The organism is Hespellia stercorisuis DSM 15480, assembly GCF_900142165.1.
GTDB lineage: Bacteria > Bacillota > Clostridia > Lachnospirales > Lachnospiraceae > Hespellia > Hespellia stercorisuis.
In genome coordinates this window covers 106,679-130,169 of record NZ_FQZY01000006.1, presented here as the reverse complement: position 1 = coordinate 130,169, position 23,491 = coordinate 106,679, and the positions used below count along the sequence as shown (strand labels likewise).

21 protein-coding genes are annotated in these 23,491 nt (G+C 45.0%); all 21 read right to left on the bottom strand.

What is annotated here, in order from left to right:
* Positions 1 to 83: 83 nt before the first annotated feature.
* Entirely contained in the window at positions 84 to 1,814 is a 1,731-nt protein-coding gene (locus BUB85_RS01480; protein ID WP_073104085.1) for an amino acid ABC transporter ATP-binding/permease protein, read from the bottom strand.
* Positions 1,811 to 3,646: an ABC transporter ATP-binding protein/permease gene (locus BUB85_RS01475; protein WP_084533871.1), complete on the bottom strand. Its 1,836-nt coding sequence runs from the start codon at positions 3,644 to 3,646 to the stop codon at positions 1,811 to 1,813. The genes BUB85_RS01480 and BUB85_RS01475 overlap by 4 nt, the downstream gene beginning before the upstream one ends.
* Positions 3,643 to 4,077, bottom strand: coding sequence for a nitrous oxide-stimulated promoter family protein (locus BUB85_RS01470; protein ID WP_242945309.1), 435 nt, complete (start codon positions 4,075 to 4,077; stop codon positions 3,643 to 3,645). The genes BUB85_RS01475 and BUB85_RS01470 overlap by 4 nt, the downstream gene beginning before the upstream one ends.
* Positions 4,074 to 4,469: a YbaN family protein gene (locus tag BUB85_RS01465; RefSeq protein ID WP_242945316.1), complete on the bottom strand. Its 396-nt coding sequence runs from the start codon at positions 4,467 to 4,469 to the stop codon at positions 4,074 to 4,076. The genes BUB85_RS01470 and BUB85_RS01465 overlap by 4 nt, the downstream gene beginning before the upstream one ends.
* On the bottom strand, positions 4,360 to 6,153 hold the full coding sequence (locus tag BUB85_RS21940; protein ID WP_242945307.1) for a peptidoglycan DD-metalloendopeptidase family protein: 1,794 nt from the start codon (positions 6,151 to 6,153) through the stop codon (positions 4,360 to 4,362). Before BUB85_RS21940 ends, BUB85_RS01465 begins: the two co-directional genes overlap by 110 nt.
* A gap of 12 nt (positions 6,154 to 6,165) precedes the next feature.
* Positions 6,166 to 6,447, bottom strand: coding sequence for an ATP-binding cassette domain-containing protein (locus tag BUB85_RS01450; RefSeq protein WP_330392198.1), 282 nt, complete (start codon positions 6,445 to 6,447; stop codon positions 6,166 to 6,168).
* Between the two features lie 154 nt (positions 6,448 to 6,601).
* On the bottom strand, positions 6,602 to 6,985 hold the full coding sequence (locus BUB85_RS01445; protein WP_073104081.1) for a DUF6262 family protein: 384 nt from the start codon (positions 6,983 to 6,985) through the stop codon (positions 6,602 to 6,604).
* A complete protein-coding gene (locus BUB85_RS01440) occupies positions 6,951 to 8,468 on the bottom strand; it encodes a tyrosine-type recombinase/integrase (RefSeq protein ID WP_073104072.1) in 1,518 nt (505 codons plus the stop codon). The genes BUB85_RS01445 and BUB85_RS01440 overlap by 35 nt, the downstream gene beginning before the upstream one ends.
* The gene (locus BUB85_RS01435) at positions 8,458 to 10,218 is read right to left on the bottom strand and encodes a tyrosine-type recombinase/integrase (protein ID WP_073104070.1); all 1,761 of its coding nucleotides are present in this window, start codon (positions 10,216 to 10,218) and stop codon (positions 8,458 to 8,460) included. Before BUB85_RS01435 ends, BUB85_RS01440 begins: the two co-directional genes overlap by 11 nt.
* Positions 10,219 to 10,224: 6 nt before the next feature.
* Complete coding sequence (locus tag BUB85_RS01430; protein ID WP_073104068.1) at positions 10,225 to 11,349, bottom strand: tyrosine-type recombinase/integrase; 1,125 nt, start codon at positions 11,347 to 11,349, stop codon at positions 10,225 to 10,227.
* Between the two features lie 172 nt (positions 11,350 to 11,521).
* A complete protein-coding gene (locus tag BUB85_RS01425; protein WP_073104067.1) occupies positions 11,522 to 13,504 on the bottom strand; it encodes an ATP-dependent DNA helicase in 1,983 nt (660 codons plus the stop codon).
* Between the two features lie 521 nt (positions 13,505 to 14,025).
* The gene (locus BUB85_RS01420) at positions 14,026 to 14,244 is read right to left on the bottom strand and encodes a hypothetical protein (RefSeq protein ID WP_073104066.1); all 219 of its coding nucleotides are present in this window, start codon (positions 14,242 to 14,244) and stop codon (positions 14,026 to 14,028) included.
* A 400-nt stretch (positions 14,245 to 14,644) separates the two neighbouring features.
* On the bottom strand, positions 14,645 to 15,094 hold the full coding sequence (locus BUB85_RS01415; protein ID WP_084533870.1) for a VOC family protein: 450 nt from the start codon (positions 15,092 to 15,094) through the stop codon (positions 14,645 to 14,647).
* A gap of 46 nt (positions 15,095 to 15,140) precedes the next feature.
* Positions 15,141 to 16,103, bottom strand: coding sequence for a transcriptional regulator (locus BUB85_RS21935; protein ID WP_242945305.1), 963 nt, complete (start codon positions 16,101 to 16,103; stop codon positions 15,141 to 15,143).
* Positions 16,087 to 16,842, bottom strand: a complete 756-nt coding sequence (locus tag BUB85_RS01405) for a hypothetical protein (protein ID WP_242945302.1) — start codon at positions 16,840 to 16,842, stop codon at positions 16,087 to 16,089. The genes BUB85_RS21935 and BUB85_RS01405 overlap by 17 nt, the downstream gene beginning before the upstream one ends.
* A gap of 9 nt (positions 16,843 to 16,851) precedes the next feature.
* On the bottom strand, positions 16,852 to 17,679 hold the full coding sequence (locus tag BUB85_RS01400; RefSeq protein WP_073104064.1) for a BsaA family SipW-dependent biofilm matrix protein: 828 nt from the start codon (positions 17,677 to 17,679) through the stop codon (positions 16,852 to 16,854).
* Positions 17,654 to 18,151: a signal peptidase I gene (locus BUB85_RS01395; protein WP_242945299.1), complete on the bottom strand. Its 498-nt coding sequence runs from the start codon at positions 18,149 to 18,151 to the stop codon at positions 17,654 to 17,656. The genes BUB85_RS01400 and BUB85_RS01395 overlap by 26 nt, the downstream gene beginning before the upstream one ends.
* A 75-nt stretch (positions 18,152 to 18,226) precedes the next feature.
* Positions 18,227 to 19,012, bottom strand: coding sequence for a BsaA family SipW-dependent biofilm matrix protein (locus BUB85_RS01390; protein WP_073104062.1), 786 nt, complete (start codon positions 19,010 to 19,012; stop codon positions 18,227 to 18,229).
* A gap of 65 nt (positions 19,013 to 19,077) precedes the next feature.
* On the bottom strand, positions 19,078 to 19,689 hold the full coding sequence (locus tag BUB85_RS01385) for a BsaA family SipW-dependent biofilm matrix protein (protein WP_242945297.1): 612 nt from the start codon (positions 19,687 to 19,689) through the stop codon (positions 19,078 to 19,080).
* A 14-nt stretch (positions 19,690 to 19,703) separates the two neighbouring features.
* On the bottom strand, positions 19,704 to 20,336 hold the full coding sequence (locus tag BUB85_RS01380; protein ID WP_073104057.1) for a BsaA family SipW-dependent biofilm matrix protein: 633 nt from the start codon (positions 20,334 to 20,336) through the stop codon (positions 19,704 to 19,706).
* Positions 20,337 to 20,353: 17 nt separating this feature from the next.
* Positions 20,354 to 23,326, bottom strand: coding sequence for a hypothetical protein (locus tag BUB85_RS01375; protein WP_242945295.1), 2,973 nt, complete (start codon positions 23,324 to 23,326; stop codon positions 20,354 to 20,356).
* Between the last annotated feature and the right edge of the window lie 165 nt (positions 23,327 to 23,491).

Genomic DNA, 23,491 nt, shown 5'->3' with positions numbered 1-23,491 from the left:
AACATTTTTTTAATAACAGAAAAAAATAGTGCAAAAAAAGACTTTTTGTATTACAATCTTTTTGCACTATTTCATTTACAATTCTACGAGATCCTGCCGCTCTCCATCTCCCACACAACATCCGCCACATTCATGGTGGATTTTCTGTGAGACACCAACACAACTGTCTTTCTCTCACACGCTTCTTTCAGCGATTTCAAGATGATCCCCTCATTTAATGAATCCAGATTACTGGTTGGCTCATCCATGAGCAGTAAGGGCGCATCGTGTAAAAATGCCCGCGCGATTCCAATTCGCTGCTTCTCCCCTCCAGACAGTGTATCTCCCAGCTCTCCTACTTCCGTGTCATACCCGTTTGGCAGACTCATGATAAAATCATGGATCGAAGCTTTCTTCGCCGCCTCTATCACCTCTTCCCTGCCTGCTCCCGGCTTCCCCACCGCAATATTGTTCGCAATCGAATCATGGAACAGATGTGTTTCCTGTGTCACATAACTTTCTGTATCCCGTAGGCGTTTCGTTGGTATTTCCTGCACATCACTGCCGGATACCAGAACCTTACCATCGTCCACATTCCAGAACCTCATAAGCAGTTTTAACAAGGTCGATTTCCCGGAGCCGCTGCTGCCATGAATGCCTGTGATCTTTCCCGGCTCAATCTGCAGCGAATAATCCTCCAGAATCTTTTCCTCATCATAGGCAAATGTAACATGCTCTGCGCCTGCCCCGAGAAATGCTTTGTCTCCCTGATAATCACTGGTTTTGTCATCTGCAATTTCTTCCACTAACGGCTCCTCCTCCAAAATAGACAACACACGTTCTCCACTTGCCAGTGTCTGATTCAGGTTATTGGACAAATTGGACAGTGCGATTACCGGTCCAAAGGAGCCCATCATCGAAATCACCGCCAGTACCAGATCCATAAAATCCACATTCCCATTTTGGTATTGAAAAATCATCAGGAACAATACAGCAAAGGAAAACAGCAGTACCACCAGATTCGTGAAAGATCTCTGCTCGCCCTCCAGCCGACTCAAATCTTCCTGAATCACTCCCAGTTGTCTGGAACGTCCGGTGATTGCTTCTTTTCGCTCCTGCCCCTTGCCATACTGGATCGTCTCATCCAGTCCACGCAGGGAATCCAGCATAAAGCTGTTCATAGCGCCAAAAGCATTTCGGAAATTCATGCCCTTCTCACCGCCGTCACGCCCGTTCATCAGTGGAATGACAACACCGACCACCAGGTATCCCAACAGCGCAATCACGCCTGCCCATACGGAGTAATGTCCAATGAAAATGGTCATAATCACCGAGGTGACAACTGCAATGGCAATGGGCGAAATGGTATGTGCGTAGAACACTTCCAGCAGCTCAATATCCGTTGTAATAATGGAAATCAGATTCCCCTTTTGTCTGCCCTCCAGCTTTGCCGGACACAGCTTTCTCAGTGCCGCAAACACTTTATTTCGGATGATTGCCAGCAGCTTGAATGCAATAAAATGATTACAGTACTGCTCCGCATAATGGAAAATCCCCCGGCACACTGCCAGTACCACCAGCAGGAGAAACAGGCGGCGCAGGCTCATGCTAAGCAGCGGTCCACCGCCTGCGAACATCACGGTCACTCCCATATTTTCCAGAAAGGTATGAATGATTCCGTACCCTGCCAGTATGGTGAGAAAGATTGCACACAGATAGCCGATGACTCCAAAGAATACCGCCACACACATCACCGGAAGAAGTGGTTTTACGAGTGTGATCAGAGATTTCATGATCTGAAATCCACTGCGTCTGTTTTCTGTCTCCTTGCTCATGCGCTCACCACCTTTCTCACTTCTGTGTCCTGTTGCTTCTCTCTATCTGTGTGTATCTTCATTTCCGGCTGCATATCCTCGTTCTGGTCCTGAAACTTCTCCGGCTGCTTTGCCGCATACTGCTCCATGCCGCTCTGATACTGGTACAGCTCATAATATGCGCCCTCTGCACGCATCAGTTCCTCATGTTTCCCCTGTTCCATGATCCTGCCGTCCTTTAACATATAGATCCGATCTGCCTGCACCACATTTGCCAGACGATGGGAAATCATAATGACAGTTCTTGTCTTTGCAAGTTCATGAATTACATTCATAATCAGTTCTTCACTTTCCACATCAATATTCGAGGTCGCCTCGTCAAAGATATACATCGGTGTATCGTGAAGAAGTGCCCTTGCAATCGCCAGTCTCTGACACTGTCCGCCGGAGAAATTTCCGCCTTTTTCCTGCACCGTGGTCTCAAGTCCCTGCTGACTCTTTAAGAAGCCGTCCAAATTCACCTTTTTAAGCACTGCCCAGAGTTCCTCGTCTGTGGCGTCCGGTTTTCCCATTCGCAGATTGTCTGCCACCTGTCCCTGGAAGAGATAGCTGTTATGGGTTACCAGTGTTACGTGTGACATCAGGCTGCTTTCGTTAATTTCCGAAAGCGGCTGTCCATTGATGGTAATTGTTCCGCTGTAACCTCGATTTCTTCCCATCAGGATTCCTGCAATCGTGCTTTTTCCGCAGCCGGAGGTTCCCACCAATGCAGTAAACGTACCTGCTGGGCAGGACAAGTCCACACCTTTTAGGATCTCGCGGTCTGTTTCATAGCAGAAATGTACCTGCTCCATCGATGCATCGATGCTCTCTCCCACAATCTCTCCTTTTTTTTCTTCCTGCTCTGGAAGGTCTAACAATGCAAAGATCTTGTCACTGGCTGCCATTCCGTTCATTGCAATATGAAAGAAGGAGCCAAGCATTCGCAGCGGGATGAAAAATTCCGAAGCCAGAAGAACAATCGTCAGCGTTCCCGCCAGCGTGATATTTCCCTTGCCAAATTCTGTCAGCGCGACAATCATCCCGACCGCTGCTCCGCCATAGGCAATAATATCCATTACACTGGTAGAATTAAGCTGCATGGTCAGGACTTTCATGGTGATTTTGCGGAAATGCTGTGACTCCTCATCCATTTCCTCCGCTTTCTTCTCATCTGCCTGATAGATTTTCAGTGTTGTCAGTCCCTGCAGATTCTCCAGAAAGCTGTCTCCAAGATTCGTGTAGATGCCCCAGTATTTATTCAGAAGTTTCTTGGCAAACTTTTGAACTGCCATAATGGATATCGGTATCAGTGGCACACAGATCAACAGCACCACACTGGCTTTGACATTGACAAATGCTAGAATGACAAACAGCGTGAGCGGAGCCAGCAGACTGTAAAACAACTGCGGCAGGTATTTTCCAAAATAGGTCTCTAACTGTTCCACTCCTTCTGTGCTTAGCTGTATGACCTCGGACGTGGATGTCTTTTCTCTGTACGCCGCTCCAAGACGGAGCAGTTTATCATAAATCTTCTCTCTCAAAATCCGTTTCACGTCCACACTCGCTGCATAAGATGCTCTTGATGCCATCTTATCGCATACATACCGCAACGCCATCGCACAGGCAATGACCGCCGCTGAGCCGTAGATTGTCGTGGCCCCTGCCGTTCCCTGTATGGTCTTCTGCAGCAGCCCAGTGATCGTGAACACCACGATCACCTGGGCAAGCAGCGCCATCCACTGCCAGAGCACATTGTAGACTATGTATTTTTTTGCATGGGACAACAGCCCCACCAGTCTCTTTTTAATCATGTATTCGTTTCCTTCTCTTTCGCCTTCATTTTGTTCTTTTCCCGCAAGCTGCACACGACATGCCAGAGAGCCATCCCAGGATGGTAAAAGAGCATCCGCGGTCCTGAAAACTTCATGACCTTACGAATCTGCTCCCTCATTTCCGGTTTATAACAATGTACCTTACAGTTTGCACAAAATGTCTTCTGCTCCATAAAAGGGCAATGCTCACTTCTGGCTACCGCATAGTCCCGGAGCTTCTGACAGACGGGGCAGAGCCTTTGACCGCTGCCTGTCCCGCGATCTGTGGCTCTGTCCTCTGCCGGATGGTTCTTCTGACAATATAATACAATCATCTCCTCCACCACCCGCTCTTCTCTTTTTCTTTTCCTGTCAACCGCTGATGTTTTCTTCGCGGTCATACTATGATTGATTTTTCTACTCTCTTTCATTCTTCTGTCACAATATTCTGTGGCTCCTTCACAGTGCGTGCATCCTCCGGTTTCAGCGTCTTTACACGGAAGAAGAAATACAGCAGATGGCAAACCCACACAATTGCAATACAGATTCGCCCTACCGGAACCCGGCTCATCATAACAAAGCCAAGAGCCATAACCACTGTTACAGTTCCCACAATTGTCAGCTTTGTTTTCATGGTCATCGCTTTTTTCTCCACAAAGCTCTGCAAATGCTTTTTATACACTTTTGTATTCACGAACCAGGTGTGCAGCTTCTCAGAACTTTTTGCAAAGCAGAAGGCTGTCAGCATATAGAACGGAACGGTTGGCAGTATTGGCAATACAATTCCAATACTGCCCAGTGCCAGACTCAAAAATCCCAGCACCACCCACAAGACTTTTAACGGATTTCTTTTCATGTTGTACCTCTCTTAATTCAGCCAGCAGACGAGGTGTCTGTACGGTCTGTGTTGTCAGTTTTTTAGTTCCATTTGAAAGAGACTTTGACTTGGACCAGGCTGCAGATGCTTCTTTTGCTGTCTGACTCATTGCAAGTGTCGTAGTCTCTGCATACAGATAAGGCATCGGATCTACTGCGGTTCCATCTTCTTCCACCTGAAAATGAAGATGATTTCCTGAGGAATTTCCAGTTGTTCCACTGAGCCCAATCTGCTGTCCTTTTTCCACATGATCTCCTGTCTGCACATAGATCTCCGCATGATGCATGTATTTTGTAACTAATCCGTTTCCATGGTCTATGACAATCCAATTGCCGGCACTGTCACTCCATCCCGCTGTGACAACGGTTCCTGCTTCTGCCGCATAGGTTGGAAGGTTCTCACTTCCGGTTCCCAGATCCAGTCCCTTATGCACACTATGGTCAAAATCACGATAGCCGAACGTGCTGGAAATCGTAGCTCCCGGGCACGGATTTGCAAATCGTCCAATCATGGAATTAAAATCCATGAGCGTCAGGTCATCCAGCCGATACAAATCATATTTTTCCATCTGTTGAATTAAATGCTGTCCGTAGGAGATATCCGTTGCCCAACGTTTCCCGATCTGTACGGCAAATGTATTTGCGTCACTTGTGCCTTCTGTCAGATCGCTGTAGACTTTCTGCAGTAACTCTGTTCGATCCATGATGCACTCCGTGTAAGTGTGATAAGCACGAAAGCCAGCATTGATGGTATAGGATGCCCCTGTGCCTGTCATCTCGCCAGTGCTCATGCTCACACTGCCTGCACTGCCGGTTCCCTTGATTCCAAACAAGTTGCAGTACTGGTATGCCAGATAAGACAAACCTTTGCCGTCCTCGCCACCCGGACCGTATGATCCGAACCCTGATTCCTGAATGATCTGTGCAATAGTAACCGATGCCGGGAAACCACTCTCATCCTGTGCCTTTAATGCGCCCACCACCATCTCCTGTGTGATGAATGATGGCAGCCCTTCGATCGGCACTGTCACATTGTACTGAATCCGCTCTGCAATATTGGAAAACTGTTCCGAGGTCAGATAGGATGCTTCTGCACTCTCCTGCTCCTCTGAATCGTCTGTCGGTTCATTCTCACTATCAGACGGTGTCCCACTTGCTTCACTCTCTGTAGACGTCTGATTCTTTGTTTCTGTATTTTCGTCCGCCGGCTTCTGTGTGTCTTCTTCCATATCTCCATTCTCAGGTGTCTGTGTATCTTCACTGCTTTCATCTTTGCCTGTATGCGGCTGTTTATCTTCGGTCGTGTCACCATCTGCCGGTGCCGGCTCTTCAACCGTTGTTTCGTCACTTGCTGGTGTCTGGTTATCCACAGGAGTTTCATCTTCCACCTCATCAGCTTCAATGACAGGTGTCTCATCTTCGTACACCTGCACACACTCGCCATCCAGGACATAATGCCATCCTGATGCGAGTTGATATCCCGTTCGCAGTTCAAAGTCTGCCGGAGTTTCCTGCAACACGGTAATGACTCTTGTCATATCCGGAAGTTCCGCTGCAAACGCCTGGTTTGACAGCACCATCGACATTGCAAGAGCCAGTGCCATCGGCCGTATTCTTTTTTTGTGTTTCATATGTAATCCCTTCTACACCGTCAGGACAAATTTCTGTCCTTCCACTGTCGCTACGTTCAGTTTAATTCCATAGAGCTTTTGGATGCTCTCCGTAGAGATCACCTCAGACGGGCTGCCCTCCACGATTATCTTGCCTTCCGAAAGACCGATCACACGGTCTGAAAAATGAATCGCCTGGTTGATGTCATGCAGCACCATGATGATCGTGATGCCATATTCCCGGTTCAGCTTTTTTATCAGTTCCAGAATCTCGATCTGATAGCGGATATCCAGATAGGTGGTCGGCTCATCCATAAAATGGGGCACCCTCCCGGTATGCCTTGATTTCACTGGCTCTAACGGTATACAAACGAGTGCTTTCTGTCATCTTTTTCTATATAGTCCAACTACAAAAGCCAGGCTTGCTTTCACCGCTCGCCTAGCTGTTTGTAGTTTATTTTCATCTTCATTATAAATTTTTAATCATCGTCAAATCTTTCCGATTCAGTGCCTGTTCCAGTTTCCGATTCTTTTTTATCAATTCCTCTTTTTCCCTTTGCAGTTCTTTCATCTGCTGTTCCAGCAATTCAATCCTTCTTTTCAGCACCATATCTCCAATATAGCGTTTCGGGTCGATCATGCCTACTTGTTGTTCTAAGGCACGGTCTACTTCTCTGCGGACAATCAAATTCTTATAAAAAAATCCTCGTGATAATCCTGTTTTATTGATCAGCTTTGGAACTGTCACCTTCTCTCCTTCCTCCAGCATTTTATGGATGGCCCCTACTGCTTTATTAATCTTTTCCTCGCTCGTTTTTTTATTTAAGGTTATCATCTTGTCGTATTTGCTCATATTCTTCACCCCACCCATCTAAATTTGCGAGTATCATCTCTGAGATCATATTCCGCACTCTCCGGGTTTCATCTGCCAGCATCTGGTTGCTCATTTTCCGATAATATTTTACATTCTTCAAACTGCTGTGTCCGAGAAGTCTTGCAATCGTCCAGTCATCCAGATGCATCTCCGTCAGTTTCACGCCATAATGGTGGCGGTACATATGAGTGCCGAATCCGAACAGGTTTCCATGATCGTCCCGGATATCTTCTTTATTAATAAGCCGCATGATCCGCGTCTGTAAGGTTCCATATTGTAAGGGTTTCAGTGGATTATTTTCACTCACAAATAGGTATTCGCTCTCCTTGTATCGTTCTTTTGTATATTGGATTGCTTTCCTTATTAGGGCTGCCAGTTCCTGACTGATCGGTTTTTCATAAGTGTGTGTTTTCATCTGTTTTATTCGAATGATGGGTGTACCGTCTTTCTCTGACAGACAGTCCATTGCCAGCGTAAGTGTATCTGAAATTCTGGTGCCCAGCATTTGATGTATGATCATAAGCCGTGCAGTTTGTTCGTCTGCTTTCACAATAAAAGCATTCAGCCTCTTTAGTTCTGCATCCGAGTATGTTTTAAATTCTGCCCGTTGTGTCGGCGGAATATCACGGTTCAGTATCATGGTGCGAAGCTTCGGGTATTGGTATATAGTCCCGATTGTTTCCAATAAAGCTCTGAGCCTTGTCAGCTCCGCCCGAAACTGTTTTACTCCGGTATCTTCCGTTTTCAAATAGATCAGATATTCCTCAAATATCCTTCTGTCCAGGTCTGTGCAAGATTCTATTTTAGGGTATTTCTCCGAGAGATATTTTGAAAATCTGCGCATTGCGGTCATTTCTTTTTGCACACATCCAAGAGCTTCTGTTTTCAGGTGAAAAAAGATTGCTTTTTTTAGTTCTTGGCGAATATCGGACTGCACGATCTTAGTAAAACGAAGGGTCCTGCACGTTCTGGTCAAATCCACCCGGAGTTCAATATCAAGCCTTCCTAAATCCCATATATCCTTGTCTGTTTCATCCTGTCCGTTATTCAGTTCCAAAAAATTGAAAAGTCTGTTTATATATCGGATCGTCGGTGCATTGCCTATCCTCTCTTCCCCACGATATCCTTTTTCTCTGAGTGTTAACGAAAGTCCCTGTTTCAGCATCCATCCTTTCATCTGCCGCACCCACATTTCCCTTCCCCAATCTCGAAAACTATTCAGATGCCTGCCCTTTTCCTTTATAAGCTGGCAGAGATGATGATAAAATCGATTTTCAATGTATAAATTTTCCGCTGACAGTCCCTCGCTGCGTTGTATGATATAGGTCCGCATTTCGTCCTGCATGACCTCTGTTGGCAGCAGGCTTAAGTCAAAGCACGGATCTCTTCCCATTCGTTTCTTTGCCATTTCACTTGCATGCTGATAAGATTCCATCTGCTTCAAATGAATTTTATGTTCCACGTTTGCACCTCTTTATTCCAACAGCCAAGCTGTTATTTTTTTTGCTGAAGTATTCTTCACTCGCTTTTGCTATCTTTTTCGGCATATAGTCAACATATTGTCGCGTCATTTCCTCATGGTCATGTCCCAGATAATCCCTAACACTCTGAATGGATGCGTCATTGTCATAGTACATCGTTGCCACCGTATGCCTATAATCATGAGATTTGAACAGGTACCCTCCATCTGCAATCTGACGTTCTTCACAGCATTTCAACATGTTCTTCCGAAAGGTGGTATAGCAATATGCACCGCCTTTTCTGTTCTGAAACACATATGCCTCCGGACCGATCTGGTACTTTTCCAGATAGACCTTCATCAGCCTGTATAATGCCCAGGGTATCGGGATCCGCTTATAATTCTGCATTTTTATCTGATATACCTGTATCCAGGCATCCCTGCCCTGTATAGAATAAGCATTTCCTTTCAGGCTGCAGACCTCGCTGGCACGCAGGCCGATTCCCCACAGATGCAGGAACATGAGCCGCAGATTTTCCGGGAAAAATTGAAGTTTCCCAAGGAGCTCTGTATATACATCAACCCCGACACATCGGTCATGGTGCTTTAGGATCTCTTTCTTCCTATAATATTGTGCACAAAGGGGGATCTTTGTAATAAAACCACGAACTTTCAAGTAATCAAAAAAATGTAGGATGCTTGTGACCTTCCTGTTAAATGCCGCTTCTTTTATATCCAACTGCTCTTGCTTTTTAAAATACCGTTCGATTGTAGCTTCGGCAACACAGCAGACATTATGCACTTCTTTCTGTTCCAGCCATACTATGAAATTTCGTACTAAAATAAGTTCAATTTGGATGACACTTACTGCCAGATGTGTGACGCCCAGGCAATATTTCATGTACTGCTGCAGATATCTTTTATTCTGCCTGTGCGCTACTTCAAGGAATGAAAACGTCCTGACAGGATTTGTCGGGTTCGTTCTTGTCTTTTCAAAATGAAAGCGTTCCAGATACCAGACATTCGCATTCCAGTTGATCTCTTTTGATCCCATAAATAAGATCTTTCTGCTCTGATCCAATACCTGCATGGCCGTTGCCTGTTTTTGTTTCTGTGCAATGCCTGCCTGGAATCTTGCGATATGCTTTTGTTCCAGACCTTCCAGATCACGCACCTGCTCCCTGATACAGAACGCATAGAGTGTTTTTAATGCTTCGAGCTTCCCATTTCTTATAGAGGTATTCATCCCACTTCTTAACAGCGCATGCAGCACATCAAAGATCTGTATTTTTAAGATTCCTGAAGCATCCTGCCTAAAATCCCATACCAGGCTTTCCGGATAGACGAACCGTTCGAACTGGCTTGCGATTTCCTGTTCCGGGTGGTAGGGCAGGAATAGGATCTGCTTATCCAGATTTTCCAGAGCATCCCTTTTTCCTTTTAACGTCTGCATCTGCTCCCGGAGGGCATGGCGTTTCATCTGGTCTAACCCTCTTACATACGCTCTGACTGTGACTGCTTGCATCGAAGTTTCCCGTGTCAGGTAATCTTCATAAGCGGACCTGACCTCATAGTCAATGTCTGCTATATGCCAGACTTCCATGTCCGCTAAAATTTTTTTTGCTTTATTCCTGTGTGTACTCTTTATTTCCATACAGGAATCAATCTCCCGGCCTAACTGTTTCCGCAGCTCCTTTTGGTCCTGCAGTAAAGCTTCCTTTCGTTCCTTTGGCTGTAAACGGTAGGCTGGCATCTTTTATCACTTCCCTTCCAGCAGCTTTTGCACACCGTAAAGGCTGGAATATCTATTATAGAATTCCTGGCTTGCTGCTTTTAGCTTGTCATCCATGACATTTAAGTAGCGTACCGTCGTATCCAGATGCTTATGTCCAAGTGCCTGGCTGATCATCTCCAGCGGCCAGTCCGCGTCCCACCTGGTATTCGCATAATACCTCCGCAGCATATGCGGGGTGATCCGGATCCCGGTCTTTTTCTCCATCCGTTCGAACATATCGTAAACGCTGTCCACTTTCATTGGTCTTCCTTTTGTTTCGCCCTGGATGTTGACAAACAGGTAGTTTTGTTTCTGGATCACATCCCAATATTCGGACAGGTAGTACAGCAGAAAGTCAAAGGTATCCATGCTGATCTTCCCCCTTCGTTCCTCCGCATTTTTTGCTCTGGCATCATTCTCATTGTCATCCCGGAAATCCACCTTGACCTCATGGCTCTCATAATCGATATCTCTTGTATAATCAATACCGAGTATTTCCCCGATCCGAAAACCCAGCTCGGAGGTCAAAAGGATCAGTACCTGGTCGCGGCAGTTCGTACATGCTTCCAGGATCGTCACGATCTCACACTTCTCGGCTGCCCTGACCTTCCGTTCTTCTTCCCTCAAATATCCCTTGAATGATTTGGAACGCAGGGTCCTTTTGACCCCTGCCGCATTTGCGATTGTGATCTGGTTATACGCTAATACCGATAGCTGAGTGTCCGGTGCCTCCTGCATTTCCATAAAAAGATAGAACCGGAACACATCCTTTAAGTATGCGTTGCAGGTTCCATTGTCTGGTAATTTCACTTTATTCTCTTTATGGTTTCCGGATCTTAGCCAGTTCAGATATTCCGTAAAGTGCTCATACTGCTTTTCGTAGTCCAGTGCATAGACATCTTCCAATGCCATCTGCTTTTCCTCCATATAGCCCAGATAATAACAGATGGCGAAAGCACTTCTTCGGATCGTATTGGGAGAACGGTTCGCCCTTGTCATGTGCGTCAGATATTTCGTGGGGAGCACTTCGATCTTCATCGTATCCGTATTCCGGATAAAATAATACTTTGTGGAGGCGTCTTTTGCCATACCGACTCTATAATTCCTCATCCTGCTCCCACTCCTTTCCTCTGACGTCATAGACAGTATACCCAACTCATGCCCGGATATCTATTCACAAATACCAACAATTCGTGTAAAATAAGCCCTTAAATCTCACCAAACATTGTCTTCCCTTTACGGTCTGTTCAAAGCACTACCAACAACTCTTAAATAGCTGCTTTTACATATAGTATTCCGTTCCTTTCCGGCTGCGGATGAAGCGCTCCACCTCTTCCAAGGAACCAGCCATCTGGCATGATGGCAGCGCACACAAGACGTCTTGATGATACCTGCCCCCCGGCAGCGCACGGTAATCCAGGATTGATACCACGCAGGTGTCCTGTTCTGTCCGGATTGCCCGTCCGAATCCCTGTCGGAGCTTCTTTTGCATATCCGGCACAATGATCTCCCGGATATACTCCTCCAGATGTCCGTACTGCTCCTTCTCTGCCTCCCCAACCGGGTCAGGGACCGCAAAGGGCAGCTTTACCAGAATCAGAGAGGATACGATATCCCCCGGGAAATCCACACCCTCCCAGCAGGAACCCGCTGAGAACAGGACTGCATTCTTAAGTGTCTTGAATCGGTGGATCTCTTCCTGCGAGTGCCGCCATACCTCCAGGAATGGAAACGGCAGATCCTCCTGGAGCTGTCTGCGCACATTTCCCATCAGTGCATAGGAGGTAAACAGCACCAATGTATGTCCATAGGTCGCCTGTATCAGCCGTTTTATATGTTCTGCTATCATCTTCACCTCTAAGGGGCTGTCTTTTTTCATTGGCTTTAAAGTCTTGGGTAAATATAAAAGACAATTTTCTTTATAATGGAAGGGCGATTCCGCCACATATTCCTGCACCCTTGCTTCTTCCAGAAGTCCTGTGACCTGGCGGGTCCGTTCGAATCCATTTCCTGCCTTTAAAGTGCCGCTGGTCAAAATAGCCGGGAAGCCCTGCTCCCATAGCGTCTCTTTTAACCGCTTCGGAATCGTCCGGCTGATTGCACAGAAGATCGGGTACTGATCCTTGTCCCGCTCCACATATAAAATATAGTACTTGTCCTGTGCAAAGAAAGCTGCCAATACCTGCCCGGCCTCTTCCAGCCGGTTCTGCACCCACCGGGGGCTGTCCCCTGCCAGTTCTCCCTGAATCTTCCCAAGCTGTGTAAGAAAATTTGAAAGGGCCTCCCGCTGCTGTCCGGAAAGGAGCGTAGGAGGTTCTTCTGGTTTTCGCTTTTTTATTTTTTCATCTATTGTTTCATTCTTAAAAGTATCCAGAAAAGCATGGCAGCTTTCCCTTAATCTCTTTGCTGCTTTTCTTTGAAACTCCTTGTCCAGATTCCTTGCAATCTCTTCAATATCCGAAACACATAGGGATTTTCCATACATCTGTCTTGCGGCCTCCGGAAGCTTGTGGGATTCATCTACCACCAATGCCCGGTAATCTGACAGCAATGCTTTATAGTCTTTGGATCTGTGGACGGCATCTGCCAACAGGTAATTATGGTTGCAGATCTGGAAACAGATGTCACTGCCCATTGCCCTCTTTAAATAGTTCTGATAGCGGCAGTCCTTTCGCCCCGGACAGTCTGACGGGCAGAACTTCGGAACACATACTTGTCTGCGGTCAAAGCTGCTCAGTCCGTGGATGCTGTCCATGTCATAGGTTTCCTTTAATTTCAGGACTGCATCTTTTTGCTGCGCGTTCTTTTCTTTATGCGCAATTGCCTGCAAGCGGAATTCCAATCGGCTGTCGCAGACAAAATGCTCTTTTCCCTTCCGCAGTACCGCTTGAATCGGCTGCTGTATGATTCCGGCCTCTAGCAATATCTTCGACAAAAACGGCAGGTATTCCTGCAGGATCGCTTTTTGTAATGCAATACTTGAGGTTGATATGGTCATCGGCCGGTGGTCATAAGGAGAAAACCGGCCGATAGCAGCTGCATACTTTTTCATAATGAGACAGGCTGTCAGATACGCATAGGTCTTTCCAATGCCTACCCCGGCATCGCAGAGTGCAATTTTATTTCCCAACAGGGTATCCAGCATCTGGTGGCTTAACCGGATCTGTGCTTCTCTTACGCATAATCCATGCTGGGGAAGAAGTTCCCTGAAAACACAATCAATTTCCCTATGCGCTTTTTTCTCATATTCTTTTCGATAAAACATACGCTCATCCTTTTTTGTTCCAGTTATGGAGTTGATATCACAGCAATGCGGCCATGGTTCCCCACGGCCGCATGTATCTGATATCAACAACACATTTCTATTGATTTCTATTAATTTCTTTTTCTACTACTTTTGGTTCCGTATTTGACCCCGCACCCCCGAAAACCTTTACAATGTTTCTATTGGGAACATTACAGGCAGACATCCGGCCAGATGTCATTCGCAGATTTCCAAAGGGTCTTGCTGATTACAACCCAATGTCCATCTTCTGCTCTATAGCTAGTAAACGTATCATTATCTCCCACGCATCCTCATGGCGAAAAGCCTGCCAGGGCTTATTCACAGCTATAAAAAATCGCTCAAGACAAAACCGTACATCCTGCTGGTTTCGTCTGTCCTGGCGTTTATGCTGTCACGCTACGACTTATGGGAACGTACCTATAATGCTGGTATGAAGTTATCAAGGAGCGAAGGAAGAAAAATCTCCCTTATATAAATATAGCCGTTTAATTTCGTCTTTTTTATTCACTTTCTAACAATTTTTTTATTTTTTTCTTCAGGCGGTTCAGTCTTGTATAGAGAGTCTGTTCTGAAGGCCCTGTCATTGCGTCGATCTCTTTGCTCTGATATCCCTGCATCCGTAAAAGAAGGATCTCCTGCATTTTCCTATCCGCTGTCAGCAGGATATGTAAAAGCTGCGGGTTTCCCATGCAGTTTAAAAGAGCATTCATATCTTCCATCGCTTTTTCTATCCTGCTGTGCAAGTTGTTGAATAACATTCAATTTTGATCCACTTTATCACTTACTATGGATCGTTTACTGTTGCTATGCCCGCAAACGCGGGCATTTTTATTCTCTATTCCTCCGAATGGAGGAATTTCTTATTATACAAATACACTGCTCTCTTGTGAAGAAATTTTTGTCCTCCACTCTCACAAAATGTACTGGTCGAAATGTCTGTCATTTCATGATCTCCTTCGTTTTTTCTCACAAAAAAACAGCAGCCTGTTTTTCATGATTAGCTACTGTCCCACTTAATATTATTTTCATTTTTTTAAATATACATCTTAAATTCCTATTCTTCTGAAGTATCTGCAGCGCTTCTGGCGTCACAGAACCTTATCTGGTATGCCCTGTGCGTCAGTAATTCAACTGTGCATTAATAATCCACTGCACATGAAACTTATCTTCCAATATTCCATAATATTTATCCACACCCGTCTGTGTGAAAGGAACATCTACCTCACCATCCTGCTTTAAGAAATCAAATACCTTTTTTGCCTTGTCGTACTCTTTATAGGATGCACTTAAGAACATGTTGCTTCCCTGCATAAATCCAAAGGCCTCCGGCAGATCACAAAAGTCCACTGGCGTTCCTGCAATATTCAGACGGCTGTGCATTACACGGGATTTCATTTTGTCAGGTATCTTACATTCACAGGGAAGCGAAGATTTCCCCTCCTCATAAGTTAAAAACAGTGGAATTTCCTGTTTAAATGCCCTTGCATAAAACAGGACTGCCTCCCGGCAATTGCCATTAAACTGGACGGTTACACAAAGTGACATGATATATTGTCGGATGCATTTCATGAACCTGCATCCTTCCCCTTTCCCTGTTCTTATGTATTCATTTTCTTTATTCCCTGTAATCCTCCTGCAAGATCGTAGAAACAAGAAACTGATTATTTTCACTTTTCACATCATAATAAAAGGGATGGTCATGAGCCCAGGACGAATCTTCTTTTGCCCGTTTAGACCATCGATAATAAGCATCTGTAAAACCGTTATGGAAAATCTTTTCCGCCTCAACCCGAATCTGTACCGCTTCCTCAAACGTGTCATACGTCCCTATATGAAATACATGCTTTTTAAATCCTATTTTTACTGCAAAGCGTCCACTTGCAACCGGATATACGCCCCGAAATCCGCTGGTGTTGTCACATCTGGATTTACGGCTTTCCAACCATTCCACACACGTACCATCAATTAAATGAAGACGCTCCACAATATTTTTTTGTATTTCTTTTTTAAGACATCCACAACTGTAATAATTTCCATGCAGCAAAGCATCCGCTGACACTTCCAGCTCATTTCCGCAGCTGCACTTGCAGTGCCAGATCACAGAGCCCTTCTTTTCCCTTTTTTCAGTGGGATACAACGCTGTCAGTCTTTTGAACTGCCTGCCCTGTAAATCCAGACAATGTCCGGACAGTCTCTTTTTGACGCAGCCGCAGTCCTTTGTTCTTCCCGTCTTTAAGTTACGTGCGGACACAACCATCTTCTTTTTGCAGATACATTCACACATCCACCTGGCGTGTCCGTCCGCACAGCTCTCCACCTGGCGGAGCACTTTTAACCGACCAAAAGTTTGCCCCGTCAAGTCTTCAGCAATAGAGCCTTTACGGATCGGTATCTTCGGAATACACCCACAATTGGTTGTAATCTTGTTCTTTAGTTTTCTTGTGCTGACAAATGTTTCTCCCCCACAGTTTAAACACTGGCACCGCCACACATAATAGCGTTCCTCCGTATAAGGCATTTTTTCCTCCACCTGAAGGAACCCAAAACATTGTCCGACCAGATTACTCTGCTTGCCCATGACTGCTTCTATTGCTTTCCTCTTTTGTAAAATCCTGATTTTCTTGAATATACAAGTTATTTCTCAGCATTTTTCTTTTATGGTTCGATACAGCAACTACTGCGGCAAGCAATGCCAGTGAGCCTAGCATAGCAAGTGCCCATACATTTATATTGGTTGTATCACCTGTCTTTGGCGGTTTGATTTCTATGACTGGTGTATCTTTTGGGGAGTCCACCTTTTCTTTTACCATGAACTTCCAGTCAATCTGTGTCAAAAGATCATTGTATTCCAGACCAATGGCTGCATCCAAGGTCAGGTCAACAGCCAGTGCGGACTCCCTGGATGGTCTGTACGTTCCAAGATAGATGAGGCCCTGTAAATCAACCGTCCCCTCTTCCCCGGCAGCATTTCCTTTATAAATCTGTTTCCCATCCTGCGTAACCGTCATCCCTATCTTTTTCAAAAGTTCGTCTTTGAGTTCCGGCTGCTCTAAAGGGATTACCTGAAAATACAGATCATAGGTCTTTTTAGAGCCATTCTCTATCCGCATGTTGTCCTGATAAGACTCTCCCGGAACCATGTTCGTAAAACGCATGAACCAATTTCCGTTTGAACCTTTTTCTGCATTCCATACCATGTTCCCATCCTGTTGTTCAAAATACAATTTCTTTTCCTCAGCGTCGGCATGGACAGGGATGACATTTCCTAAAAGGAGTACAAACAGCAGCAGGCTTGTCCATATTTTTCTTTTTTTCATACCACACCCCTATTTCATACTTTCATATTCCGCAAGATACTCTACAATTCCTTTTGCATTATCTGCATTGCCAAACACTGCTTTTACAGCACTCGCCGTTGCCTGTACCGTATCAGCATTGACAGTCATCGTGTAACGTGCATTTTCATAACCAGTTGTCGTACTTTTGATTTCCTGTGTCACCTTATGATCCGAACTGTCATACCACACTTTTTCTCCCTTGATTTCGGGTTCAATGGCAGGGTGCATTGTTACAGCATCTACGAGATGGGGGGTATCCGTACCCGGCTGAACGTTTCCGATATAGTAGAAATATAGATTTCCTTCCCCATCTATCTGGTCCGTCACCAGAAGCCATTTCCCTTTGGCTTCCATGATTGTGTCCACGGACGGAAGCCCCAGATCAATGTCTGAGCGTCTTCCACTGGAGAGCACGGCCACATCCTTGCCCCATGTCACTAAAGAGGCATAAGAAGAACCGTCCCCTGCATCAAAGCTAAGAGGAATGTTTTCACCTTTTAAGGGAGCAATTGGATTTCCATCACCATCATAGCTGTTTTCTCTTCGCATCCACTTCTGATGGATCGTTCCCCTTACAAATACAGGAATCGTTCCTTTATTTTGTATCGAAACATCCTTGTTGATCTCCTGGCCCGGAAGCCAGTTTGAAGGGGGCGTAAAATCCTCTACGACCTTTGTATCATACCTTGCCGTCTTGAATTCATTACGCACCTGCAGTTCCTGGGTCCAGTAGGCAAATACACCGCCAATAAGGAAAAGGCATAGGAAAGCAACTAAAAATAGATTTTTCTTATTCTTCCATACTGTGTTCTTCATGCTTCCTCCCTTGTTTTTTATCCAAAACATCCAACAGATAGCTGATCAGAAGTATCGCCCCCATAAGGATGATCACTGTCATATTACGTCCATAGCTCACGATGTAGCCAAGATAGGGAACAGCGATCGTGCTTGTCTTCCCGACAAGGTCTGCTTCTTTGACAGGGTTTATATCCTGTGTCTCGTTATGATCGCCCTTCGTGATGAGTGTTCTGGACAGGTCATTCTTTTCTTCCACACGATGTGTCACAAGGCTGTCCCCGGCTTTAAATGTAATCACATCACCTGCTTTAATTTCCTCGAAAGCTGCTGCGTGATAGTAGGTCAGGCTGCCCACCGGGTAGGAAGGTTCCATGCTTCCGCTTAAAACCACCACCGGACGGTTTCCAAACAGCATCGGTGAGGCTACAGCAATATAACCGATGACGATTGCCATGACAATCCATGAAAAAAAGTTAAAGATTCTTCGCATCAATTTCAACATCCTTTACCAAAATAGAGAGCGCCAATAACAGCACTCCCTATATGTAATCCTATGATCTGTTATTTAAAATCCCCAGGTTGAACCGGTTACACTTGTAAGGTTAAATGCATCCCCGACAGCATCCTTTGTAGCCTGTACAGTCTGCGCTGTAATGGTTAATTTATAGTCTGAATCTGCATAGCCTTGTTTATCAGAATCCAGATTTGATACCGTTCTTGTGTGTTTTGCATCTGTGGGAACATCCCCCGTATAAACTGCCCAGCTTGTTTCAGGGTCCGTTCCGATTACAGTGTTTGCCGGTGCAGTTTCGGCAGTTGTGTAATATTTTACTGTGCTATATACACCCATATCTGCATTCTCTAAAAGTGTTACGCTGTCCAGGAATTTCCCTGTATTTTCCCCTGCTTTTACTGGTTTTAAGTAATAGTAATAGCCATCACTTTCGTTGTAGAACCAATCACTGCTGTTGATTAAGTTCTTTGCTACAACAGAGTAGTCATCGGTTGTTAAACCGTCAGCCGGATCTGTCTGGCTTGTTGTATTATTGATTCCAGTATTGTCAACATAGGCAACTGTGCCGTCTTTTCTTGTCCATGTTTCATCGAATTTCACACGTGTAATAACGTCGTAATCCCCTGTATTCTGGATTTCAATATCTTTGTTTACCTCGGAACCCGGTTCCCAGTTATCACCGTCTCCCGGATGGAAATCCTCCACAAGTTCCGTTGCGTATTTGCTCGTATCAAATGGGTTTTCTACCGTCATTGACTGATTGAAGTATGCCAATGACCCTCCGATGATTGCGATTGCCGCCACGCCTGTAACTGCCGCTAATTTTTTGTTCCTCATAATAGTTCCTCCTATTTTCTATGCTATTCTTTGTTGCTTTATAATAAACTGTTATGGATCACAGATTATTTTTTTGTCCATGAAACCTGTGTGCCATTGACCTGAGGATAATAGTCCCAGGCTTCCAATTTACTGCTGTCTTTTGAGACAGTCGTCTGAATGGCTTCACATATAACATCTACATCCATTCTTGCTTTTGAATAATCTGTCCTGACTCCATGGACATCGTTGCTGATATTGTTATTCATCGTAACGGAAACCAATGTCAGATTTGTCCTTTCATCCGGTTCCAGCACCTTTTTATAGTAATACCAGCCATCCTCATGTTCTTCCCATTCCGCTGCAAAGCTGTCTGCAAAGTTTAGCTGAAATCCAGCTAATATGGATGCATCTGTAACTTTGCTCTCATCACTTAGATACAGTTCCGGAAGAAATCTGGCACGTATGACTACCGGGACTTCACCCGCATTGCCAAATGTCACTTCCTTTTGTTTTTCCTCACCCGGAACCCACGTATCATCCACATCAAAAGTCTCATCCATATATACGTTCGCTTTCCCTGTCGAGAATGGGTTGGTTACCGGCATACTGTTCTGAAAATAAGCCCAGACACATGCCACTGCCAATAAGGAGCACGCACCGGCGAGCAAGAGGATTTTCTTCGACACCTTTTTCATATCTGACCTCCTCTTTACTGCCATGTTACGGTACTGGAATCATAGTCTACAAAAAGGGACTTTCCAAACACCGTCTGTGACGCTTCTTCATTAACTGTATCCTTGTTCAAGGTCGCATCCCCTGTGCTTGCCTGGAGCATTTCCACTTTAAAATACAAGGAATAGTCTGCATCCTCATACTCTTGATATACCGGCTGTGTATAGTCAGGAAAGGTGACGCTGCTTAGGATATCCTGTGTACTTTCGCCAGCTTTCAGGATATGTTTGTAATAGAACCAGCCATCCCCTCCATCCTGCCAATCAGCAGAGAATACCTCTGTCCAGTTTTTTACCGCCACATCCTGTCCATCCAGCTTGTTGCTTAGAATCATATGCTCATCACTGCTGTCCTTTTTCTCCCAGGTCTCTATATTTGCCGCCCTTACAAACACATCAGTAGTTCCTGCGTTTTTGAAGGACACTTCTTTTGTGACGGTATTCTCCGGCTCACCTGGCGTATAGTTCTCCGTAACTTCTGCCCTGATGGTGTCTGCAACCAGATGGTTTGTATGCTGTACACGTTGATACCAAACGGCAAATGTCGTACCGATGACTAACAGAGCAGATAAGCCGAGTATTGCCCCTATATGTTTTCTTCTCTTATTCATACGTCCTCCTTCTTTTCTTACTTGTGTTCAAATACATTCATAATGGAATCGAATGTATGGAAGAAGGGATTCCACGTATATTTGTTGTGAACCGTTATCGTAATGTTTTCTCCACGGTCCACTTCAATCCGGCTGCCTTGAATATCCGATGCCGGAGCACCTGTACTATCCTCAATACTGATTTTCACAAAAGAATATTCCATCGGAAGTATCTCTTCAATATTTAAGACTGTCGGTTCCGTGATTTCAATATATCCGCTTGTATCGTCATGCTTCAAAACGACCTGTGAAGAAACAGCTGTTCCGCTGATACTGTTGATCTTTACCATGAACTCGTCATCACGCAAGCTGGCATCATAATTATCTATGCTTTTTCTGATATAGACTTTCCCCGCCTGTGTCTGTGCGATCTGAATCACGGCTTTCCCGGTCTGTGTCTGTCTGCTGACTGGATTCTTTGACGTTGTCTCGTCTTTTACTTCTGCCGGGATAAAGGTCACCTGTAACTTATAAGTCAGATCACTTCCGATATCCTGCTCTGTTCCAGTGACCACATAGGATGGAATGACAGGCGGTGTATGACTATTACTATCAATCGCAGCCGTTGTTGGATCTCCTACTGGTTGGCCTTTCGAATCCACCCACTGATAAATGACCGTTCCCTCTGTCTGTGCATATTTACCAAGAGATTCTTCCATTGCTTTTGTAATCAGGCTGTTTCCATTCGTATCTTTCGCAAGGTCTGCCAAATCAACACTCTCTCCTGGTTCAATGCTGACCGTCTGTCCATCTGCAATACCAAACTTGACGGGAACATTCACAGCAGGCGTATCTTCAAATTTCTGTGTATAGGTTTTATTACTGTCAATGCGCCCGTTATAGGATACGGTTGGCTCCCCTGTATTGGTATAAACATTGTTGCTGCCAATGAAGCCGCTCTTTGCCTGCACCGGTATTTGAAGGTGCACTTCTTTTTCGTTTTCAACAGTTCCAAAGTCGCAGGTAACCTTCGTTGTTCCATCTTCCTGTTTTTCGGCCGTGACAGCCACCTGGCTTGTGACATCCTTGTCCCCGACAAATGCCTTGATTTCAGATGTCTTGACATCAAATTCATCCGTGATTGTATCTTCGACTGTTACATTTGTTACTTTCTGTATGTTTGGTGCTTTTGTCTGTACGTCCGCATAAATGGATTTCAGCGTATTGAAAAACCCTTCTCTTGTGACCACATCTTTATAATACGCACCCGTATCAAAAGCCGGCGAACCCTTCTTGCCCCCTTGTGCTGCATAATCCATCCATGAAATCATGTCATTGGAAACGGCACCTGTCCCTTTATTGGTACGAATCCCGTACTGTCTTTTCAAAACACCGGATATTTCCGGCAGTGACGTACTGCCTTCTTTCAAGTCCGCCGCTTCACATGCACCACCGACAATGACAGAAACCATCTCCGCATTGTCATAAATGGAGGTACCCCTGTTATCTACCCAGTTGCTGAAATTACTGGCAATATTTAATTCTTTCATCGCATTTGCCAATGCTGTATTTGCATAATGGATATGCTCACAATCTCCAAAACTGTCCCAGCCATAAAGACCTTCTAACATGCTGTTTGTTTCGTTTGTAAAATACGGCCTGTCCACTAATGAATGTGTACCACCATGCTGAAAATTAGTGATTCCGATCATCAGGCTTCCATCTGTATTTTCTTCCATCCAGTCCATAAAATCAAAAAATGCCTGTTTCATCTCGTACAAAGATAACAACTCTGCACTGACTTCATTGCCGTTTACAAGTGACGCTCTGTCATTGGCATGGAGCAGATCAAACATCTGCCAGCTGGTCTGGATCTGAAATAAAAGTACCGTGGGCTTTATCTGTTTCAGATTCGGTGCTGCCTTTAGATCCACGGTATATTCCCGGTTCGTATTGGCATCCCCGGTATCTGGCGATGCTGTTTTTTCCAGATCTTCAAATACACTTTCGTCATTTTCAACTAAAGCTCCGTTTACTATCGTACCCTCTTTCACCGCATCTATTTGAGGCCTTATATTTGCATGAAACGGACTGTCTCCATCCTTTGGGTATTCATGGCCTGTACTTGCCAACAATTCATCTGCGTAGTCCGGTCTGTCCTCTGGGTTCTGGGATGGCTTATTCTCCGAATATTTCCCGCCAGAGGGTGTCAGCAAAGGCCCGCAGCCACCTCTGGACGAATAATTGGGATCATATAAGTCATACTGATATTTTCTCCAGACCGCTCTGGCATAGGCTTCATCGCCATTTTCCAGGATATCCTTCAACGCATCCGCATCATGAAATGGAGCAGTGGGATCATTTCCAACACTTCCATAATAGAGCTTATCCAGTCCCGAAATTTTGTTTGGCAGTATTCCTGTGATATCCGTATAGTTTCTCAACGAATATGCCGTTAGTTTTTCTCCGGATTCCAGTGATGCTGTTTCCGCTGTCGCATCCTCCAAAGGGGGGGCTGCCGGATCAGCTTCCAATTTTTCTACCGTAAACTTTTGGTTTGCCGATGCAAGAATGTTATCTTCTCCATCTTTGAGCATTACCATGTAATCCGCATCTGTTTTGATTTCCAGTTTTGGAAGAACCAATCGGTACGATTCCTCCCATTCAAGATCCGCTGTAAGTTCCAAAGGATTTAACCGTTCCTCTGACAGAACCTCCGCATTCAAGGAAGCAGTCACAGCATCGGATATCACTGTTTCCAGATGTACTGTTTCCTTTTGAACCGCATCCACGCCGGAATATGACACCTTTATGTCAAAACCAGCCTGTGTATCCCCCTCATAGGTATTCCCTGCATCAGGAACGATTTCTATGTGATATGGATTTTCGCTTTCAGGCAGGTCACTTGTTGCAGTGGCGTAGGTACTTCCTAATGGAATCGAAGCTGCGATAACTGACGTTAATAAAAAGAACGCCAGAATTTTTCGATGGAATCCTTTTACAATCTTCACATATCTACACCTCTTTCCAGATTGAAATTTTAATAGAAATAAACTGTAGAAACTGGGTGATATGGGAAATATTGCCTCCCGAGAGAAAAGGTAGACTTTTTTTCATGCATCTGATATACTCAAAACATAAATAAATATATGGAATTCATGGTGTGATTACCAGGA